Here is a 19,024-nt window from a genome sequence, read left to right on the forward strand (position 1 = left end):
AAGAGGAAAGGGGAAAACCATAAAGTAATGGGAAAAATGCTAAAGAATAATAATTTTAATTATTGGAGACAAAGAAAATTTAAGGTTTAAAATATATGCTATTGTTTACGTATGATTATCGATTATTTTAAATACTTCTTCGAATTCTTTTTTTTCTTCTTTTTTTGTTTTTTGGTAGATATTCAATTGTATTCTCAACATGCATTAATGGGGCGATTAAATTGCCTTTAAAATTATTTTCGGGTTCTGGATCTTCATTGTTTTTTGAAGATATTGTATTTGTTTTTTGAAGATGTTTTTCATACTGAGGAAAATTTTGTTTACATTTTTCAATAATTGCTTTTGCACTGTATTGCTTTCCCAGACTACTTCCGTTAAAAACACATTTAGTTTTATGATCCACAAAAGTAATCCCATAAAGCTGTTTGTCCTTGCTTTTTCTTAAAACCGTATTAATGCCTTGCTTTTTTAATTTTTCTGCTAACTCTTCCGGAGATTTAAATGTTTCATTGATGAAAGTCTCTCTGATAGAGGATCTCACATGCCTTTCATGTGACTCTTTTTTAGTAGCATTAATTTTAAATCTTTCTTCAAGAAATTTTAAAGTCGGTTTATTGTAAAAATCACTCGCCTTAATTGGTACTCCCACAGATTTCGAATTTCCATCGAGTATTTTATAAAGTAGTCCATTGTTTTTAAAAACTCTGGATTCTTCAGTTCCCCTATCTGCGTGAACATTATACAGGTTTAAAATCGCATTGAGTTCTGGAAGGCTTGAATATTTATAATCAAATAAAACTTTGTTTAAAACTCCATTGATAGCCTTTTTTGACTCTGCTTTTCCATATTGAACTCTTCCAGCAACAACAGGTTGTATAGAAAATTGTTCTTTTGTATTTCTTCCTTCGGCTTTTACGAGCCCGAACATTTCTTCAATTTCTTTTCGGGCAGGTTCTGATTTTCTGATTCCCAATAAATGCAGATCGATTCTTTTTCCGTCTCTCTGAATGTTATTTGTCACGATATGGCAATGGGGATGTCCCGCATCATGATGCTGGTACACCAGATAAGGCTGTCTGCCGAAGCCCAGTTTTTCCATATAAGTGTCTGCGATTTCAGCCAGTTTTTCTTTCGAATGATTCTCCGAAGGATCAAAGTTGAGCGAGATATGTACCGTATTTCGCTTCGTATTGGTATTGAGTTCTGCCAGCTTTAGAAAGCGGTTTAATTTTGAAGTGAAATTCAGTTTTTCTAGTTCCAGTGGATAATTCACAGCACTTATGCATGCCGCTTTTCCGATCTCAACTTTATTTTCGTTGTAATTCAGAATGCCTCGTATGGACGAGCTTGTTTTTATCACTGCAACCATTTTTCTGCTATTTTCTGGGTGTGACCTGAGACTTCTTCCATTTTATCAAAAAGTCTTTTTCTTTGAATCTCGAACAAATAAAGGTGTCCTTTGAAATCGGGAACTGTTTTGAGCGTGTTTATCTTTCTGGCAATCTGATTGATATTATTGCCGATTGCACGTAATTCGGAAGTAAGCAAAGATATCTCTTCCATCAAATCGTCTAAAGACTGGTTTCTGTAGGTGGCGACAATGGGTTTGTTGAATAAGTGGCTCCTGATGTGGTCGCTTAATTTTCGGCAGGTGCTTGCTCTGAATCTTTTTTCCAGTTCGGCATACTCCAAAGGAGTGAATCGCAGTCCCACGATTCGTGTTCTGTTTGAATTTTCTCTTTTCATCATCTTTCATTTTCATTGTTATCAAACTCTTTTCTTTTAAGTTTCTCCACCGCCGAGTTCCGAGGCAATATGTGGCAAGATAGGCGGTTGTTAAACAACCGTTCATCTTGCTGATTGCAGGAACGTGGCAATCTTTGGAGATTTTTTAAAAGCCAGGAACTAATTTAATGAGAATCTTCGAAATTTTGATAAGTAAAATTTACCTATGATAACTTTAGGCAGTTAGAATGAATAAATACTTAAAAAAGAAAAAGGAAAAAAAGAAAGCAGTCTGTAATTGGACAATCAGACAGTTGAAGTGCTATAAGTCCCGAAGGGTGGCTTTTTGGAGGAACGAGAAAAAGTCATTATGCGCACTTCTCTGACTGTGTCCAATATTTTGCTTTGATTTTTTTCTGATTTAAATTTTTATTGTTAATAAAATGATTAAAGATTCATTTTATTAAAAGACCGGTTATCATTTTAAAACTTTAACTAAAAAAGCCTGTTTTGGAAAAATTTTGGCCTGTTTTGGATAACAAGTAACTAAAAAGGGTAGTGTAATTTTGTTTAAAATAAACAACTTTAGAAATTAAAAATCAGATGTTTAATACCATTTTTTTATGAGAAACAAACAAATTGTAAGAAAATTATTTCTTAATTTATGAAAAAAGCCTGTTTTTTAAAGATTTTGGCTTGATTTTGACAGCAAGCGTTCAAAATTACAACGGTAAATTTGTATCTGTAGAAATGCAAACGAAACTAACTGTAGCCAATGTATTAATGATACATTATTTATATTATTAGTATATAAAGAAATTTTTTAAAGTGAAAATGGCATGGTTTTGATGTTTTTTGGCGTGTTTTTGATGTTTCTTTCTCAATTAGGCTGTTGTAATTTTGGCCTATGCTTTTATCTGGAAATCAATGCAACTTAAAAATAATCAAATTTCTTGATAATGGATTCCAATATGTCTGCCAAGGTAGGAAATTGTAAATGTTGCGAAAATCCAAATAAGTGAAAAATTATTAAATCATTAACTAAAAATGAGAAATCATGAAACTTAGTGCAGCAATAAAAAGTATAATTCTTGACATGATTTGTTTATCATATATGATTCTATTTGTTTACGCAGCAGTAAGTAAATTGCTTGATTTTGAAAATTTTCAGGTTCAATTGGGACAATCCCCTTTATTAAGTGCTTTTGCCGGATCAATTGCTTGGATGATACCGATAATTGAATTACTTATAGCATTATTTATTGTTTTAAAAAGATGGAGATTAATCAGTCTTTTTGCAGCTTTTAATCTGATGGTCATGTTTACATCATACATCTATATTATTTTAAATTACAGTTCTTTTATTCCATGCTCCTGTGGTGGGATTTTGGAAAAAATGGGATGGAAGGAACATTTCTTTTTTAATTTGGTTTTCATAATGCTGGCAGCAGCGGGTATCCTGATATCGGCCAGTAGGGTGTCTAAGACATCTTTTATTTCAAAACCTGCTGTTCTTGCCAGTTCTTTTGCCCTTTCGATTTTTTTTAGTGTTGGCCTAGTGACTGTTTTATTTATTTCATCTGAAAATATAATACATCATAGGAACAATTTTGTACGCCGATTTCCTCATCATCAGGTGGTGAAAAGGAGTGAAGTTGATCTGCTTTATAATTCGTATTATTTTGCTGGAGCAGTAAATGAAAATTTATACTTAGGAAATAATACTGCGCCGTTACATCTCGTGTCATTCGATAGCGTTTTGCAAAAGAAAACATCATTTAAAATAGAGTTGGATAAGAGTGATTTTAAATTTAAAGCCGTCAAAATTAATATTTCAGCACCCTACTTTTTTGTTGCCGATGGAAATGTCCCTTGCCTATTTAGGGGAAAAATCTCAGATTGGAAAGCATCGTTATTTATGAATCAAAAAGCTTTCTTCTCATTAATAACCCCAATTGATTCTCTTACTATGGCCTTTAGAGGACAAGCCATAAAAAGTAATGAAAATGTAATTGGATCCATCTTTCTGGGAAAGAATCAAAAAGTAAAATTAAATCCAAAGCTACTGCAAAAACAAATTGATGGAGTTTTTGATACAGACGGCATGCTGCATTACAGTTCGAAGATAAAACGTCTTGTTTATGTTTATTTATATCGGAATGAATTTGTCGTAGCTAATGATTCTCTTGACTTAAAATATATAGGAAAAACTATAGATACTACAAGCCAGGCACAAATTAAAATTTCCAACATTACAAGCAGGAATCAAAAGAAAATGTCGGCACCGCCGGTTATCGTTAACAAAGCCAGTGCAGTCTATAAAAATCTTCTTTTTATTTACTCGCCAGTTCATGGATTATATGAGTCGAAAGATTTATGGAACCAGGCAAGTACTGTTGATGTTTATGATTTGAATGATGCTTCTTATGTTTCGAGCTTTTATGTTTATAATATCGGAGACCAAAAAATAAGAAACATTATTGTTCATGAGAATTACCTCTATGCCCTTATTGGTAATTATATAGTTTGTTATCAATTTAGTAATTCACTCTTACAGCATTACAAAAGTGAATTATGATTATCATATACTTAGCGCTCAGTATCAGGAATGTAATCGAACACCTGTAAAAAAAGTAGATATTTTTTTTTAATTTAATTTTTATTATCATGAAAACATTAAATGTGAAAAAGCTTTTGCCTGTGGCAGCGTTTGCCCTTGCAATTGCAGGTGCTTTTGCCTCAAGTCCAAATGGCAAAGCAACTAATGTAAGTGCGCCTGAACAAGGATACATCAATAATCCGAATCCATGTTCTGAATCGATTGATTGTAACAATCAAGGGAGTGAAATTTGTACCATTGAGAACACAAATCAACAAGTTTTTGGTTTAAATGCCAGTGGTACTACTTGTAACAAAGTTTTATACAAATTAAACTAATCTTTAAAGGGCCTGACTAGAATGTTAGGTTCATTTACAATGCAGTTCTATTTTTATTAAGAACTGCATTGTTTTTATTTATAGCTAACCCAAGATGGAAGGCTTTTATTTTGAAGATAATAATCAAACCATTGTTTAATATGATTGCTGAGATCTTCCTGATCTTTTGGATTCATTACAACATGCTTTTCCTGAGGATACACTAATAAAATATGCTCTTTTTGCAGTCTTCGCAATGCTAAGTAAAATTCTATGCTTTGATACCAATGCACTTGCCGATCCTGCTTGCCTGTCCACGAGAGTAATGGAGTTTGAATGTTTTGTACGAATTCCAATGGAGAGTTACGGTTGTATGCCTGCTTATCTTCAAAAAGTGATTTACCCATACGCCATTGCTGATTTTCAAAACGCCATATCTCTGGAGTACCAGTATTCCATCCCATTGTTAAATACCAGCTTGTTAAATCTGCTACACCTGCACCAGATACCGCAACTGCAAATAAATTGGTTTGGGTAATTATAAAATTAGTTTCATAACCTCCAAAAGAGTGGCCTATCAAACCTATCTTATCTTTTTGAATAAAACCTTTGTCGATTACAGACTGAGTTGCCGAAACTACACAATCTAGTGCAGAAATGCCGGGATTCCCAATTTCGTATATAATATCAGGACATAAAACAAAATAGTCTTGAGCGGTATAATTCGTTACATTAAATCCCGTGTCAGAATACAGAGTGGGATTAACATATTGATACAATTCATGAGATTTTAGTTCATAGATGCTGACGATTAAAGGGTATTTGTTAGAGGGATTATAATTAGCAGGATAAAAAAGCGCTCCATTTAAAGATGTTCCATTTTTGTTAGAATAATGAATTTTTTCAGTTTTACCCCAATAATAATCTTTCTGCTGTCTGTTGCTTTGAACAATTAACTCGGCTTTACTTTTTTTATCTTTTTTAAACCAGAGTGAAGGAGCTTTTTCATAACTCTGCTGCTGAAAAACATATCTTTCTCCTTTTGAAGATTTCATCAGATAGCTATTTTTCATTTCATTAAAAACCAGAGGCTTTTCTGCGTCGGTTTTATTCCAAATATAATAACCGCTTTTTTCATTGTTTTTTGCCTGAAGAATTAATGCATAATCGAGATCAATTTCTAAAGCATAGAAACCATTGTAGTTTTCCGTTCTAAAGTTTTCATACTGTTGTTTTGCTATCCTGAATTGTATGTTTTTTTCTCTTCCGTGTGTTAATCTTTTTGCTGAATTTCCTTCAGGAGAAACTTCCCAAATATCAAATTGATCATAAATTAATAATGAAGAGTCATTTTTTGTCCAGCCTAAAATCCCATATGCCGGAATTTCACCTGCTGAGTTATAGTTTTGATCAAATAGAGGCTGGCTAATATTTGCTGAACAGTTAATGTGAATCTTTTTCGATATATCATATACCCACCAATTCTGACCTTTAAAATATGTTATGAAATTACCTTCTGGGGATATAATAGTGTGATTTTTATTTCCAGAATGTTTGGTTAATATTAGGCTTGAATCCCCTGATGTAAGATTGGTCAAGCTGAGGTCGATATCTCCCTGCTGTTTGTATTGGGGTTCATATTGCCACGGATTAAATGTGATGGCAAACTTTTGGTTCCCAGCCAGGATTACTTTAGGAAGTTGATTGCTCGTTATTTGTTTAAATTTATTTTCATAAGGGAACCAAACAGCAAGCTTGGCTATTTTATCCCATTGCCCAATTTCCTCTAGCTGCGAATACAATAACTTATCAGAGGCATTCCATATTTGTACTTGTATTGAATCTATTACGGAATAATTATATTCCCGTTTTTTTATTCCTAAGAAAACACGCTGTCCATCATCAGATATGGTCAATTTAGTCGTCACAGTAGGACTAATTATGAAATCATCTTTAGGGTTTAAAAACTTTTCAGAATCGAATTCAAAAAGCTTATTATTTTTAAGGCTAAAGAAAAATAAATTGTTTTCACCGAGATCATCTTTTTTTTGTAAAAAGGCAACAGCATTTCCGTTGTTTTGCCACGTTAAATTAAAAAATGAATTTTCGGATTTTTCAACAATGATAGTCTTTTCCAGTTTGTCAGTTAAAGTTATAAATCCGATGCGATGGCCATCAGAAAACACAACAGCATTTTCTTGTGGAGCTATTTTATATTCGCGAACATTATCAATTTTCATTATTGTTAATCCGGAGGATTTTTTTATTTCCAGAGAAGGATCTCCCGCTTTGCTGTATGTAATAATGTATTTTTTATTTTTTGTGTATTTGTATTGGGTTATTCCGGCATAAGTATGCGATTTGCCAGTTTTTAGATTAAGTATTTGCAGTCCTGCTATTGGAGTAATGCAAGCGAAGCTTTCTTCCATATTGAAACTTCCATTAAATGCATTTGGAAAAACATACTGTGTGTCCAGTTTTGTATTTCTAACAAAAAGAGTGTCTTTGCCATTTGGATAAACAAGCTTGTAACTTATCCAGTTTCCATTTTCAGAAATATTTTCAGATTGCAGTGTGTGCCACAGATGATAGTCGGATTCCTGAAGCATCTTTTTTTGTTTTACCTGCCCCAATAAAGGGCAGGCTACTAAAACAAAAAATAAAAATGTAATACGGGATAAAAATGACTCAACCTGTACTAGTCTTTTGTTATTGATTTTCATTGGATGTGTAAATGTTTTTAATATCCGTCATTTTGAGGAAGCAGATTTGGATTTACCCTCAACTCAGAATCAGGGATTGGAAAGAGTCTGTCAGTAGTATTCCATCCAGGTTTTGTTCCAGAAAGAACATTATCCAGATTTGCTGTTCTTTTAAGATCGAAAAATCGATGTCCGAGCTCAGTAAATAACTCAAGCTTTCTTTCGTTGAGAATAGCCTGCAGGAGATTTTCAGTTGTCGTTGCAGTTGTATTTTGAAGACCTGCACGATTTCGGATCTTATTTAAATCTTCTTTGGCTTCTTCCAATTTGTTAAGATATACTCTTGCTTCCGCACGAATAAGGTACTGTTCTTCCAATCGCATTACAATTGAATATTCGACGGAGGTTCCAGTTGGACTTTTTTGTTTGTATTTGTTAGCATGATACCAAGTTGAGGTACCGTTGGTGACTACTTTTATCCAATGGGTTTTTCTTAAATCATCCGAACTAAAAGCTGTAAATAGTTCATTATTCAAGGCAACAAGTGGTGGCGGTCCACTTGTAAATACAAAAAGATTTCCTTCATCTGTATTTTTACCAGCTGTTGAGGGCATCAGCTGCCAAATAGTTGAGGTGCTTTCTTTTAAAAATACTTTATCAATATTGCTTTCCCATGAGTACAGATTCGTGTTATTAATTAGCTGAGAAGCGGTTTGTTCGGCCAATTCCCATTTGCTATCATACAAATAAACTCTTGCCAACAACGCTTGTGCTGCTGATTTATTTGGGCGAACGCGACCCGAAGTAATATAATTGGAGGGTAATAACAATATTGCTTTTTGTAAATCATTTATAACCTCAGAATATATCTCAGAGACAGGTTTCTTAGAAACGACAGCATTTGTTTGGTAAGAAGTGGTTGTAATGTATGGTATATTGCCATAAATATTGGTCAGATAGAAATGAAGCAGTGCTCTAATAAAAAGAGCTTCTCCTAGTAGTTGATTTTTGTCCGATTCTGCAAGTTTTGTATTATTAGATACTCCTTCAATTACGGCATTTGCAGCATATATCTGTTTGTATGTATTATTCCACCATCCTGCGATAGTAGTATTTGATGCTATGATAGTATTATTATAGAAATCTTTAGCAGCATTGCTGTCTGTTCCGTAAAACGTTAATTCATCCGAGTAGTTTCCTAAAAGATTAGAGATTCCTGTCGGTTTCCCCGTAATTAATCCGTTGTCTCTTATCTGGGCGTAAACATTTACCAAAGCAGCATTGGCAGTATTTTTATTTTCGAATACTGTATTTCCTGTTAATTGAGAAGTGGGAAGATCTACATCTACAAAACTGTCACAGGAATAGAGTAAAGAGCAAAATATCGGTATCCAAGCGAAATAAATTGATAATTTTATTTTATTACCAGTAAAGAAAATTAGCTGTCTTTGTTGTATATAATTTTTCATAATCGTTTCGTGTTAGAAAATAAGCTGTAATCCTAATGCATATATTTTAAGAGGAGGTAAAAAGCCAGATACTATAAACTCAGGATCTGCTCCGTTATATGAGGTGAAGGTTAGTATATTCTGACCCTGAAGAGAAATACGGCATCTTAAATTTTTTAGACTGTTTTCAGGTAAATTATAGGATATTGAAATGTTTTTAAGTCTAAGATATGAGGCATCGGTTATAGCGGCATTACTGTTGGTGTACAGGTTATTTGCAGCTGTTACCAGTGAATTCGTTCCTGAACTATACATTTGATAAGGACCAGTGTCTCCAGAATTCTGCCAGCGATTTAATACTTCTGTAGTTTTATTAGACATACCACCAGGCAAGCCTAACATGCTTATTGAATTCCAGTTTTCTTGTTTGACGTATTGAAATAGAAAATCAAGCTGCCACCTTTTTAAGTTGAACTGATTTTGCAGACCGCCGTAAAACTTTGGACTGAAATCTTTAACCGTTTGTCTATCATCAGGGGATGAAATTTTCCCGTCTTTATTGACATCTTCAAATTGATAAATTCCCGTTTGAGTATTGAGGCCTATGTAATTGTAAACCTTTTGAATGTTGATGGATTTTCCAATTACATACTGATTAACATAGGTAGAGTTTTCTAATTGAGGGAACGCTATTAAATTATTTTTGGGAACGGTTAAATTAAGATTTGTTGTCCATTTGAAATTTTGTTTCTCAATATTAACTGTTCGAATAGTCAGTTCAAGTCCTGTATTTTCAACCGTCGCATTTAGGTTTGCTAATATTGAATTGAATCCTGTAGTTCCAGGCAGCGGAACTCCAACTAATTGGTTGGATGAACGATTGCGGTAATAGGCAGTAGTTAAAAAAATGCGATCTTGAATAAAACCTAGTTCTAAAGCTATTTCCATTTTTTTGTTGGTTTCCCATCCAAAATTCGCATTATATAAACGATTGGGTTGCAGACCAACTGTTCCTTGATAATTGTTACCTGCAGAGCTGTAGGTATCTAAGAAATTATAATCTCCGATTTGGTCATTGCCAGTAGTTCCGTAACTGGCTCTCAATTTTCCAAAGCTTAGAATTTTATTTTCTAACGATGGTTCTCTTGAAAATAACCAGGCTGCTCCAACGGCACCAAAATTGGCAAATTGATTGCCCGGACCAAATCGACTTGAGCCGTCTCTTCGTCCTGTGAAATTTACAATGTAACGATCTTTCCAATTAAAATTTACTCTGCCAAAAAAAGCTTGATATTTATATTGTGTCTGCTGATTTGTAAACACATATAGATATGTGGCTGAAGCAAGATCATAAATTAAGCTGTTACTTGCAAAACCATCTGCTTCTTGTACAAGCTGCGAAGTTTTTTGCTGTTGAAAAGTAGCGCCAGCCAAAAGTTCTATTTTGCCATTACTAATTTTTTTACTCCAGTTCAATTGAGGTTCAATAATCCACGATTCTCTTGTGCTGTTATTGACAAATAATGATGAAGATTCGCTTCCCAAGCCCAGTGAAGGATTATATATTGTGGATGGTGAAGTCCTGGTTTCATCATAATGCAGATTACTAAATCCAATGTTTGTTTTTATTTCTAGCTCTGGGATTATCTGGTATGATAAAATTGTATTTGCAATAAGATTAGCTGTATTGGCTTTGTATACTGCTTCGAGATTACGTAGGGGATTATTAAACGTTCCGTTTTCCCAATTGAGATTTCCAAAATTATCGTAGAGGGCGGGGGCATTTGGAGACAACGATCTTGCCTCTCTTGTAAAGTCGGTTGCGGGTAAATTGTTATTTTGTGAAGAATATGAGGCAGACAAATTTATCTTAAACTTATTATCTGCTGATTGATGATTTAGATTAAAGTTTGCTCCACCTCTTTTATATTTATAATCACCCGGAAAAACGGTTGTTTCATTATAATAATTCCCACTAAGAAGAAATTGCGTCTGAGCAGATCCGCTATTTATTGATATCTGACCATCATTTATTTGAGCCGTTCCTCCAATAAGTTCTTTCTGCCAGTCAGTATAGCGATTTTGATCCCAGATACCGTTTATATCATAGGCTGCTGCTGGATATTTTACAATTCCATCATTTGTAAATGCTTCTTTTCGCATTTCCAAGTATTGATCCGTATGCATTAAATTCATGTAGCGAGTTACATTTCCTACGGCTGTGTTTGTATTGATTGTGAATCTAGTTTTTCCTTCTTTGCCTTTTTTTGTGTTGATTAATATAACTCCATTAGCACCACGGGATCCGTAAATTGCAGTGGCATCTGCATCTTTTAAAACTTCAATGCTTTCAATATCAGAAGGATTAATTGTGCTTAGTGGACTGACATTAGAACTTGGAATTATAATTGACGAAATATTATTATTTGATATAGAATTCGACGCATAAGGAACTCCGTCGATTATGTAAAGAGGCTGGTTTCCATCAGTACGTAAACTATTAGTTCCTCTTATCTGTACATCAAATCCACCTCCCGGTGTTCCAGTATTTTGAGTAATTGTAACTCCTGCCATACGACCTTGCATCGCAGAAAGTATATTGGTAACAGGCTGTTTGTCGATGTCCTTTGCGGTGATTTTTGCTATACTGCCAGTACGTTCGCTTTCTTTCACAGAATAATAGCCGGCATTGATTTTGACTTCCTGTAACGTAGTGGTGTCGTATTGGAGTTTGATATCGATTTTGGTACGTCCCTGTACAGGAATAAGTGCTTTCCTAAAACCAATAAAAGAAACAACAAGTGTATCATTAGATGAAACAACAAATGAGTACTCGCCATTAAAGTCCGTAATGGAGACATTGTTTATTTTGTTTTTTATAGCTACTGTAACTCCGGGAAGTGGAGAAGTGCCGTCAGTTACAATACCTTCAACAGTATGTTGCTGTAAAAATGATGTGTGCGAATGCTCTAAAATTTTAGCGAATGACGATGAAAAAGATAGCAAAATGCCAGTGAAAATTAGGCAATAGAGAGCTCTTCCATCCTTGTAAAATGAAAAATAATTCATAATATTGGGATTGGTTAGTTAAATGATATTTGATTAGCTTAAAGGCTCTCTATACTAGTTTGGCGACGAGGTAGAGAGTCTTTTTATCTTTTAAGATAAAAAAATGGATACGTTTTTATTCATAAGTTTTAATTAGCAATAGTTAAAGCATTGATAAAATGCGAAACGGACTCATTGCTAAGAATAAAATAAGAGAGTTGTAAGAATAAAAAAGGCATGGAACTCAGCTTATTGCACTAGAGGTATTGGCCATACCTTACCACGAATAAGTGAGCCCACGCCAATGGACGTGAGCATCTTGCTTATTCTCTCGTGGTAAATGAAAAGGCCAATTTTCTAGTACGAGATTCAAAGCGAATGCTTCTATATTTTTAAAAGAAGTTTCGCAAATGTAATTAATAATGGAACAAATATAACAAAAAATATATTAAGTAGTGTTTAAATACTACAATATTTTTTTTCTAATAGCTGAAATTACATGTTCTAAATATTTCAAATGGAGAAGGAGCAAAACAGCAAATTTTTAATATCATTCGGTAACAATTTGCATAAGTTTAGAACAGCTAAAAAACTGAGCTATAGAAAGCTTGCTCAAATGTGTAATGTTGATCATAGTCAGATAAGTAAAACTGAAAAGGGCCAAAAAAGCATTCAATTAAAGACGATTTTTGATTTGGCTAGAGCGTTAGATGTTCATCCAAAAGATTTTTTTGATTTTGACTTTGAATTAAAGAAAGATGAGATCGGTAAATAATTCTATTTTTTGTTATTAAATAAGGCAGTAAACAAAGGTTTGTGTGACTTATCAGTTAGAATAATTAAATCTTAGCTCGTAAAGTAAAATAAAATAAAACTATCCGATTATTAGTTCTAAAAAAGACTTTTCAGATTGAAAAGACTTGGAAAAGATGCGTATTTTTAGCGCTTAGTTAAACTTTTCAATTCCGTTAAAATACACATGAAACTCAACCTGCTTCATGCTTTTTCTAAAACTTTTATTTTATATATACTTAAAGTCAAGCCTTATCTTAATTATAAAGCTTTTTGTATAATATTTTTCAGTACTAATCCAGTTTTAGGTTTAGATTTAAATTAAGGGTACAACTTGGGGTACAACAAAGTTGTACTTGTGGATAAATTTGTTTAATTGTTACTTTGATTTTTGTTGAAATCAAAGAGAAATAGGATGGATGAGTCAAAACCTTTATCAGATTTTTTTCTAGCTATTGAAAAAGATTTTCGAATCAATACTACTCATATTGCAATATTTGTAGCACTTGTTCAATTTCGAAAAAATTGTGGTGTCATAAACCCTATAAAGCCGTACAGTTTTGAGATTCAAAAAATAGCTAAAATAGCTTCTCCAAAGACTTATTATAAATGTATTAGAGAATTGCATGAATACGGTTACTTAACTTATGTGCCAACTAAAAATAAGCAAAAGCGTAGTACGATATATTTTCATTTCAAATAGGCGAGTAAAATGAAAAAAGTTAAAACATATGATATTATAGATAATTTTTTTAAACTCGATACGAGATTGAAAAATATTGAAAGCCTAGTACAAACTAATAGATTTGGTAATGTTCAGAGCGAAGCTTTCTCTTGTTCTAATAAATGTAGAAGCTCTTATACTAAAATTGAGCTTGCAAATCTTTTCTATATTTTAATGGATGAGGGAATTTTATATTTTGACTCGAATGATACGAAAAAAAACCGAAGCAGTTTTCAGAAATTTATGAGTGAAAATTTCACTTATAATGATAATGAGGGCAGCCAGAAAATAATAAGTACAATAAGCAGGCAGTTTTCCGAGTGTAAAGGCTACACCTATAAGGTGAAACAGATTAGATTTTTAGATGAATTTATTTCAGTAATGCAGGAACGTAAGAAAAGGCTAGAGAGCTGGTAGAATGGATTAGAGAGAAGATTAATAATATGTAAAAGACTCAATGATGATGAAGAAGGAAAAGTGGTTGTCCTATATGATGGAAATGAAGGAGTTGATAGGGCCTGTAGTGGCAAAACTGGAAAGGATTGATTCAAAAATCAGCCAGGGAAAAGTCTTGAGACCTGAATATTACCGTAATGAAGATTTAAAAAAGATATTCGGGCTGTCCAATAATACTATTATAAAATATAGGCAGACCGGAATTCTTCCCTATACGAAGCTTGGAGATATTTTTTTGTATGACAGCGACAAGATTGATAAGATACTTAGGAGCAAAGAATCATAATTCGACATTTAATTAGTTACCCAGATTTGGAAAAAAAGAGCTTAAATTGATTAGGTAAAAAAAGGTAACCATTTTTTCAATCAGGGTTCGATACCATTTCAAATGAAAAAGCCTTTAAACGTCAGTGTTTAAAGGCTTTTTATTTTTAAAAGTCACTTTTAGGACTTCATTTGGCGGAGGAAGAGGGATTCGAACCCCCGGACCTGTTACAGTCAACAGTTTTCAAGACTGCCGCATTCGACCGCTCTGCCATTCCTCCAGTAAGACGCAATCATTTGCTCATTGCGGGTGCAAAGATAAAATGTTTTTTCAATTCTAGAAATTTTTTTGATAGTTTTATAAAGGAAATAATTGTTATTCGTGTATGTGTCTGTAATTTAAGATGTTTGGTCTTTATAGGACGCAGGTTGTGAATTTCATAATTTGCTTGTGCAATAAATGTAATAATAAATTATTGTTATTTATATTTCACAAGATCGATGAAATAATAATATCGATTTTTTTTATGCATCTTTTTTATGTGATTAGTTCAATTGTGTCCGCACTGCGGACACAATTGTAAATATTTGTAAATGTGATGATTAATTCTTAGACGTGTTATCCACGCATTAACGTTAAAAACAATGGAACTGTCCCAAATAGGATTATAAAGAACTAGAATTTAGAAGTTAAATTATTAATTGAGATGATTTTTAGGGTGTTGGGAATTATTTTGGTTTCTGACAGAAAATCAGCTTATTTATATGAAGATCTTGTTTTTTGCCTTCTAAAGTATGAACTGTATTACAATAGAATATCTTGAGAATTGTTTACTAACAACTTAATGATATAGAAAAAAATATTATTGCTTAAATCAGGTGTTTCTACTTATTGCTGTATTTATAAGAAACACGATGTTTGTATCACCTGGCTCAACAGTTTTTACTTGAACGTTTTACGGAAAACCGTTTTTATTTAGGCTCTGAGCATTTTATATTCGAAAATTAAATCGATTGTTTTTTCAATTGACCTCTTGATTAATAAAAAGATGAACATAAAATAATGCTTTAGAATTCTCGATTCAAATAATAATTTTAACTAAAAGTGAGTAAATGAAAAATAAAATTGTTTTTTTAAAGAACGAAAAATCTCAAAATATAGGATTTGATAAACAGCGAAACGTAACTGGAAATAAAAAGAAAGATCCTGCTCAGGTTGAAGAAGAAGAACTGTCTAAATATATAAGAGAATTTCAAAAAAATAGATTAAGAGTAAATAAGGTAAATTTCTATGGTAGGAGAAAGAAAAGAAATCTTAGTAGAACAATTGAAATACCAGCGCACTTAGATCTGATAAAAATCCAATTTTTTAAAACTTTTGATTCAAAATTAAATAGAGATTTCTCAGTAAAGTATGGTCTATCTCCAGTTGAATATTTGGACTTTAATAAAACTGTTATTTTTCAAATTGATAACAAAGAAGCTTTTAAAACTTTTACAGATCACATTGATCAAGTTATTGATAGTCCTAAAAACACAAATTATAAAAATAGTGATTATAATTTAATAGCTTTAATATTTCGTTTTGAATTTTTTGATAGCAGAAATAGAATTTTTACATATAAAGGGAATGGTATATTAATATCACTTATATCTACTTATCTGACTAAAATTTATAAATCTCAAAAAGAAATATTATTTGAAAATTTAGCAATTCGAGGTGTAGCGTTTAGTTATAGTGAAACTTGTCCTGATATTATTGAAATAAGGGATGCTGATAGGACATTTATACAAATTATTGCTGATAATTTTGATATAGTGCGGTCCATAACCAGTTCAAGAACCGAGAAAATAAGACCAGGAATTGCCGGACCAGTTAGATCTTATGGATTTGATGTTGAAATTCCAGAAGGAATTACAACTGTTGGAATAATAGATACAGGTATATCAAAAATCGACCCTCTTAAAGATATTATCCTTAAAGATTCTTTTAATCATACTGAGTTTCCAGCTTTTTGGGATGAAGAAGGACATGGTACACTAGTTTCAGGTCTAGTTGCATTTGGGGAAGATTTCTATTTAAATGACGAAATAGTTCACCAAGCAAAAGCTAAACTTCTTAATATAAAAGCACTGCATTTCAGCAATGATGATTTAAATATTCCACAGCTTATCGAGGATATTAGAGAAGCTAGGAGAAATTATGGCGTAAAAATATTTAATATGTCACTTGTAATACCTAGTGCAAAAAAATATAATTCGTCCTACAGTCAGTTTGCATATGAGCTGGATCGATTGGCTTACCAAGAAGACCTAGTAATATTTCTTGCAGTAGGAAATTTTGATAGCGATAATTTAAAATCACTAAAAGAGGAAACTGATCATCCTGATCATGAATATCCATACTTTTTTTACAGTTTGTTAAGTGATTCAGATTGTCATAATTGTGAAGACACGAATATTTGTACTCCATCTGAATCTTTAAATAATATTTCAGTTGGAGCATTAGCAGGAAATTTTAGCGATGTCGATTCCTCTGACGTAACTCCCGTAAATTTTTATCCAGCACATTATACGCGCAAGTTTCATTTTGATTATAGCCAGTCAATAAATGGTGCAGAAATAAAACAAAAGAATAGTTATCTTAATAAGCCTGACTTTGTTATGGAGGGTGGTGATCTTTTTAATTATACCAGCGGTATGCAGATTCTAAGATCTCCCATATATGAAAGTGAAAAATTCTATGGAAGAACATGCGGAACAAGCCTAGCAACACCTTTAGTAGCCTCATACGCTGCAGAGGTACTCAATTTGTATCCTAATATAAAGGCACAATCGATAAAGGCAATTTTAATTAATTCTTCATCCTACTATGAAAGAACTAAATTAGAGCATTTTAAAGATCATTCCGCACAATTGCTAAAAAGCTTAATCGGATTTGGAAGACCAAGAAAAGAAGATTTGCTGCTGACTAATGATAATAGTATACAGTATTTAATTGAGGATTCTATAAAAGTCAACCAGATTATTAAAATACCAATTTTCCTTCCAAAGTATTTATTGACTAATCAGAATAAACTAAATTTTGATATATCGCTCTCTTTCAGTTTTCTTCCTATAAAAGATAATCATTTAGATTACCTTCCATTGCATATTTCATTTAACATTGTAAAAAATATCGACATCAAAAACATTGCAAAAAAACAAGATTCGTATGGTATAAAAAATGGTTTCAGCTGGAGTGAAGATCATTTCGGTATTGATAATAAACTTTTTTCAAATTCTCACAGTAAGTCATATAGGTTTCAGCCCAATGACATTGTCAATTGTGATGGTTCAGTAGCATTAGCTGTTAGATGTTTAGCTAAAAATCAGTACAATGAAGAATTATTAAAACAAGCGCATGAATTTTCTATTACGATAAAAATAACAGAGCTTTTATCTAATCAGAATTCTGCTGGAGTTAATTTATACTCTGAAATGTTGAAAATTAATAACTATCTAGAGATTGAGGCAGTCAATGATGCTGACTTAGATGCTTTAGTATAACGCGATTATTTTTTTAATGATACTTTTTCACTTTCTACTAATTGTTTCCACATAGAAGTATTAATTTTATTACTAATAATCTTTTTTTCAGAAGCTTGTGCAAACAAGCTTCTTTTTATTGCAGTAATAAGTGTTTTTTGAATACTGTAATATGATAATCCTTGAGATTCTTTAATGATTTTATTAGCGGATGAAATTTTATCAAATGAAAATTGTCCATTAGATAATGTTAGTTGTACAAGGTCTTTAATTTGCTTTTCACTAGGAAGATCAAAGCCAATTGAAAAATCAAATCTGCGCAATAGCGCTTCATCAAGCATTTCTTTTTGATTAGTTGCAGCTATAACAATACTGCTTTGAGGGAGATAATCAAAAAGCTGTAATATTGTATTTACGACTCTTTTCATTTCTCCATGATCCTGACTATAATCTCTAACTTTACCAAGACTGTCAAATTCATCAATAAAAATTATACAATCTTCAGCTGCAGCATTTCTAAAAATTTTAGACAGATTTTTACTGGTTTCACCTAATTTAGATGATACGATAGCACCTAAATTCACCACAACCATCATTTTTTCTAACTCGCCCGCTATGACATAGGAGGCTAGAGTTTTTCCACATCCTGAAGGTCCATGCAGTAATATTTTATTAGCAATTGGTAGATCAAATTTTTTAAGAATTTCAGAATGTCTATGTTCTTCTATAAAAAAATTTAAATCATTAATTATTGTTTCCGAAGCCACTATATTGGACATAGTGTAATCGGAAGTAATTTTCTCTAATATTAATTCATTGAACTCTCTGTCTTCAATTCTATTAAAATATGCATCTGAGCCAACCTTATTCAGTGTAGCTGTTTTTTGCTGTCTAATATTTTCTTTGAGTATAGATTGAAGCTGAATCGCAAAATTCACTTTTTTTGTTTTTTTTGAGTGCTCAATAAGTTCGTTTAAAACTGAAAGTAGCCTTTCTTGATCATTTTCAAGTCCATATCGGGCTATATCTTTAATGAAAGTAGATTGAGTCATAGCTTCTAAAATTGAAGTTGCATTTAAATTTTGCAAATGTATTGATTATTACTTAAAGATATTAAAAATCTTTGGTGACACGATAGGCTAGAGGTATTTTTTATACTTCTTTTAACTCTACAAGAAAGTAATTCTATTATGCGTTATTGATTGGCTAACAATGTTTTAATAAAAGTAATATTTATTGTTTGAAAATAATTACGTAAAAATACCTGTTTAATATATGATTGAACTAGACTTCAGGGATTCCTAGATCAATGGAAATTTCAAGATGACTAATTATTCATTAGCACCCTGGTTGGTCTGGAAGCTGGGCTGGGGTAACATTCTAGTACGGAACTTCAGACTCCGCAACATAAGATCACAAAT

13 protein-coding genes and 1 tRNA gene are annotated in these 19,024 nt (G+C 32.4%); 7 read left to right on the forward strand and 7 right to left on the reverse strand.

Features of this window, described 5'->3' with window-relative positions:
* Window positions 1–127: 127 nt before the first annotated feature.
* Both QLQ95_RS14205 and QLQ95_RS14210 read right to left on the reverse strand, forming a co-directional pair.
* Entirely contained in the window at window positions 128–1,369 is a 1,242-nt protein-coding gene (locus QLQ95_RS14205) for a relaxase/mobilization nuclease domain-containing protein (protein ID WP_482500334.1), read from the reverse strand.
* Window positions 1,357–1,749 (reverse strand): plasmid mobilization protein, encoded by a 393-nt coding sequence (locus QLQ95_RS14210; RefSeq protein ID WP_482500335.1) that lies wholly within the window; start codon window positions 1,747–1,749, stop codon window positions 1,357–1,359. Before QLQ95_RS14210 ends, QLQ95_RS14205 begins: the two co-directional genes overlap by 13 nt.
* 1,033 nt (window positions 1,750–2,782) lie before the next feature.
* Between QLQ95_RS14210 and QLQ95_RS14215 the strand changes: the two genes are divergently transcribed.
* Both QLQ95_RS14215 and QLQ95_RS14220 read left to right on the forward strand, forming a co-directional pair.
* A complete protein-coding gene (locus tag QLQ95_RS14215; protein ID WP_482500336.1) occupies window positions 2,783–4,303 on the forward strand; it encodes a MauE/DoxX family redox-associated membrane protein in 1,521 nt (506 codons plus the stop codon).
* A gap of 89 nt (window positions 4,304–4,392) precedes the next feature.
* On the forward strand, window positions 4,393–4,662 hold the full coding sequence (locus QLQ95_RS14220; protein WP_482500337.1) for a DUF6520 family protein: 270 nt from the start codon (window positions 4,393–4,395) through the stop codon (window positions 4,660–4,662).
* Window positions 4,663–4,736: 74 nt separating this feature from the next.
* Here QLQ95_RS14220 and QLQ95_RS14225 read toward each other — a convergent pair whose 3' ends face one another.
* Genes QLQ95_RS14225 through QLQ95_RS14235 form a run of 3 tightly spaced genes read right to left on the reverse strand, consistent with a single transcriptional unit; the run spans window position 4,737 to window position 11,797 of the window.
* On the reverse strand, window positions 4,737–7,364 hold the full coding sequence (locus QLQ95_RS14225) for an alpha/beta hydrolase family protein (protein ID WP_482500338.1): 2,628 nt from the start codon (window positions 7,362–7,364) through the stop codon (window positions 4,737–4,739).
* A 17-nt stretch (window positions 7,365–7,381) separates the two neighbouring features.
* Complete coding sequence (locus QLQ95_RS14230) at window positions 7,382–8,812, reverse strand: RagB/SusD family nutrient uptake outer membrane protein (RefSeq protein WP_482500339.1); 1,431 nt, start codon at window positions 8,810–8,812, stop codon at window positions 7,382–7,384.
* A gap of 12 nt (window positions 8,813–8,824) precedes the next feature.
* On the reverse strand, window positions 8,825–11,797 hold the full coding sequence (locus QLQ95_RS14235) for a SusC/RagA family TonB-linked outer membrane protein (RefSeq protein WP_482500340.1): 2,973 nt from the start codon (window positions 11,795–11,797) through the stop codon (window positions 8,825–8,827).
* 559 nt (window positions 11,798–12,356) lie between these two features.
* On the opposite strand from QLQ95_RS14235, the gene QLQ95_RS14240 reads away from it, so the two are divergent.
* The 4 genes from QLQ95_RS14240 to QLQ95_RS14255 all read left to right on the forward strand — a co-directional run bounded on the left by QLQ95_RS14240 (window position 12,357) and on the right by QLQ95_RS14255 (window position 14,097).
* Entirely contained in the window at window positions 12,357–12,614 is a 258-nt protein-coding gene (locus QLQ95_RS14240; protein ID WP_482500341.1) for a helix-turn-helix domain-containing protein, read from the forward strand.
* A gap of 432 nt (window positions 12,615–13,046) precedes the next feature.
* A complete protein-coding gene (locus QLQ95_RS14245) occupies window positions 13,047–13,334 on the forward strand; it encodes a hypothetical protein (protein ID WP_482500342.1) in 288 nt (95 codons plus the stop codon).
* Window positions 13,335–13,343: 9 nt separating this feature from the next.
* Window positions 13,344–13,772: a hypothetical protein gene (locus QLQ95_RS14250; protein WP_482500343.1), complete on the forward strand. Its 429-nt coding sequence runs from the start codon at window positions 13,344–13,346 to the stop codon at window positions 13,770–13,772.
* A gap of 43 nt (window positions 13,773–13,815) precedes the next feature.
* A complete protein-coding gene (locus QLQ95_RS14255) occupies window positions 13,816–14,097 on the forward strand; it encodes a helix-turn-helix domain-containing protein (protein ID WP_482500344.1) in 282 nt (93 codons plus the stop codon).
* Between the two features lie 171 nt (window positions 14,098–14,268).
* On the opposite strand, the gene QLQ95_RS14260 is transcribed toward QLQ95_RS14255, so the two are convergent.
* Window positions 14,269–14,356, reverse strand: a tRNA-Ser gene (locus tag QLQ95_RS14260).
* 832 nt (window positions 14,357–15,188) lie between these two features.
* Here QLQ95_RS14260 and QLQ95_RS14265 point away from each other — a divergent pair.
* A complete protein-coding gene (locus QLQ95_RS14265; RefSeq protein WP_482500345.1) occupies window positions 15,189–17,624 on the forward strand; it encodes a S8 family peptidase in 2,436 nt (811 codons plus the stop codon).
* 5 nt (window positions 17,625–17,629) lie between these two features.
* Here QLQ95_RS14265 and QLQ95_RS14270 read toward each other — a convergent pair whose 3' ends face one another.
* Window positions 17,630–18,691, reverse strand: a complete 1,062-nt coding sequence (locus QLQ95_RS14270) for an AAA family ATPase (protein WP_482500346.1) — start codon at window positions 18,689–18,691, stop codon at window positions 17,630–17,632.
* Window positions 18,692–19,024 lie beyond the last annotated feature (333 nt).

Source organism: Flavobacterium sp. B330r (assembly GCF_056824325.1).

Coding starts and splice junctions, on each gene's coding strand:
- QLQ95_RS14245 (WP_482500342.1), top strand. CDS start 13,047: ATGGATGAGTCAAAACCTTTATCAGATTTTTTTCTAGCTATTGAAAAA.
- QLQ95_RS14225 (WP_482500338.1), bottom strand. CDS start 7,364: ATGAAAATCAATAACAAAAGACTAGTACAGGTTGAGTCATTTTTATCC.
- QLQ95_RS14215 (WP_482500336.1), top strand. CDS start 2,783: ATGAAACTTAGTGCAGCAATAAAAAGTATAATTCTTGACATGATTTGT.
- QLQ95_RS14250 (WP_482500343.1), top strand. CDS start 13,344: ATGAAAAAAGTTAAAACATATGATATTATAGATAATTTTTTTAAACTC.
- QLQ95_RS14210 (WP_482500335.1), bottom strand. CDS start 1,749: ATGATGAAAAGAGAAAATTCAAACAGAACACGAATCGTGGGACTGCGA.
- QLQ95_RS14205 (WP_482500334.1), bottom strand. CDS start 1,369: ATGGTTGCAGTGATAAAAACAAGCTCGTCCATACGAGGCATTCTGAAT.
- QLQ95_RS14220 (WP_482500337.1), top strand. CDS start 4,393: ATGAAAACATTAAATGTGAAAAAGCTTTTGCCTGTGGCAGCGTTTGCC.
- QLQ95_RS14265 (WP_482500345.1), top strand. CDS start 15,189: ATGAAAAATAAAATTGTTTTTTTAAAGAACGAAAAATCTCAAAATATA.
- QLQ95_RS14230 (WP_482500339.1), bottom strand. CDS start 8,812: ATGAAAAATTATATACAACAAAGACAGCTAATTTTCTTTACTGGTAAT.
- QLQ95_RS14255 (WP_482500344.1), top strand. CDS start 13,816: ATGATGAAGAAGGAAAAGTGGTTGTCCTATATGATGGAAATGAAGGAG.
- QLQ95_RS14240 (WP_482500341.1), top strand. CDS start 12,357: ATGGAGAAGGAGCAAAACAGCAAATTTTTAATATCATTCGGTAACAAT.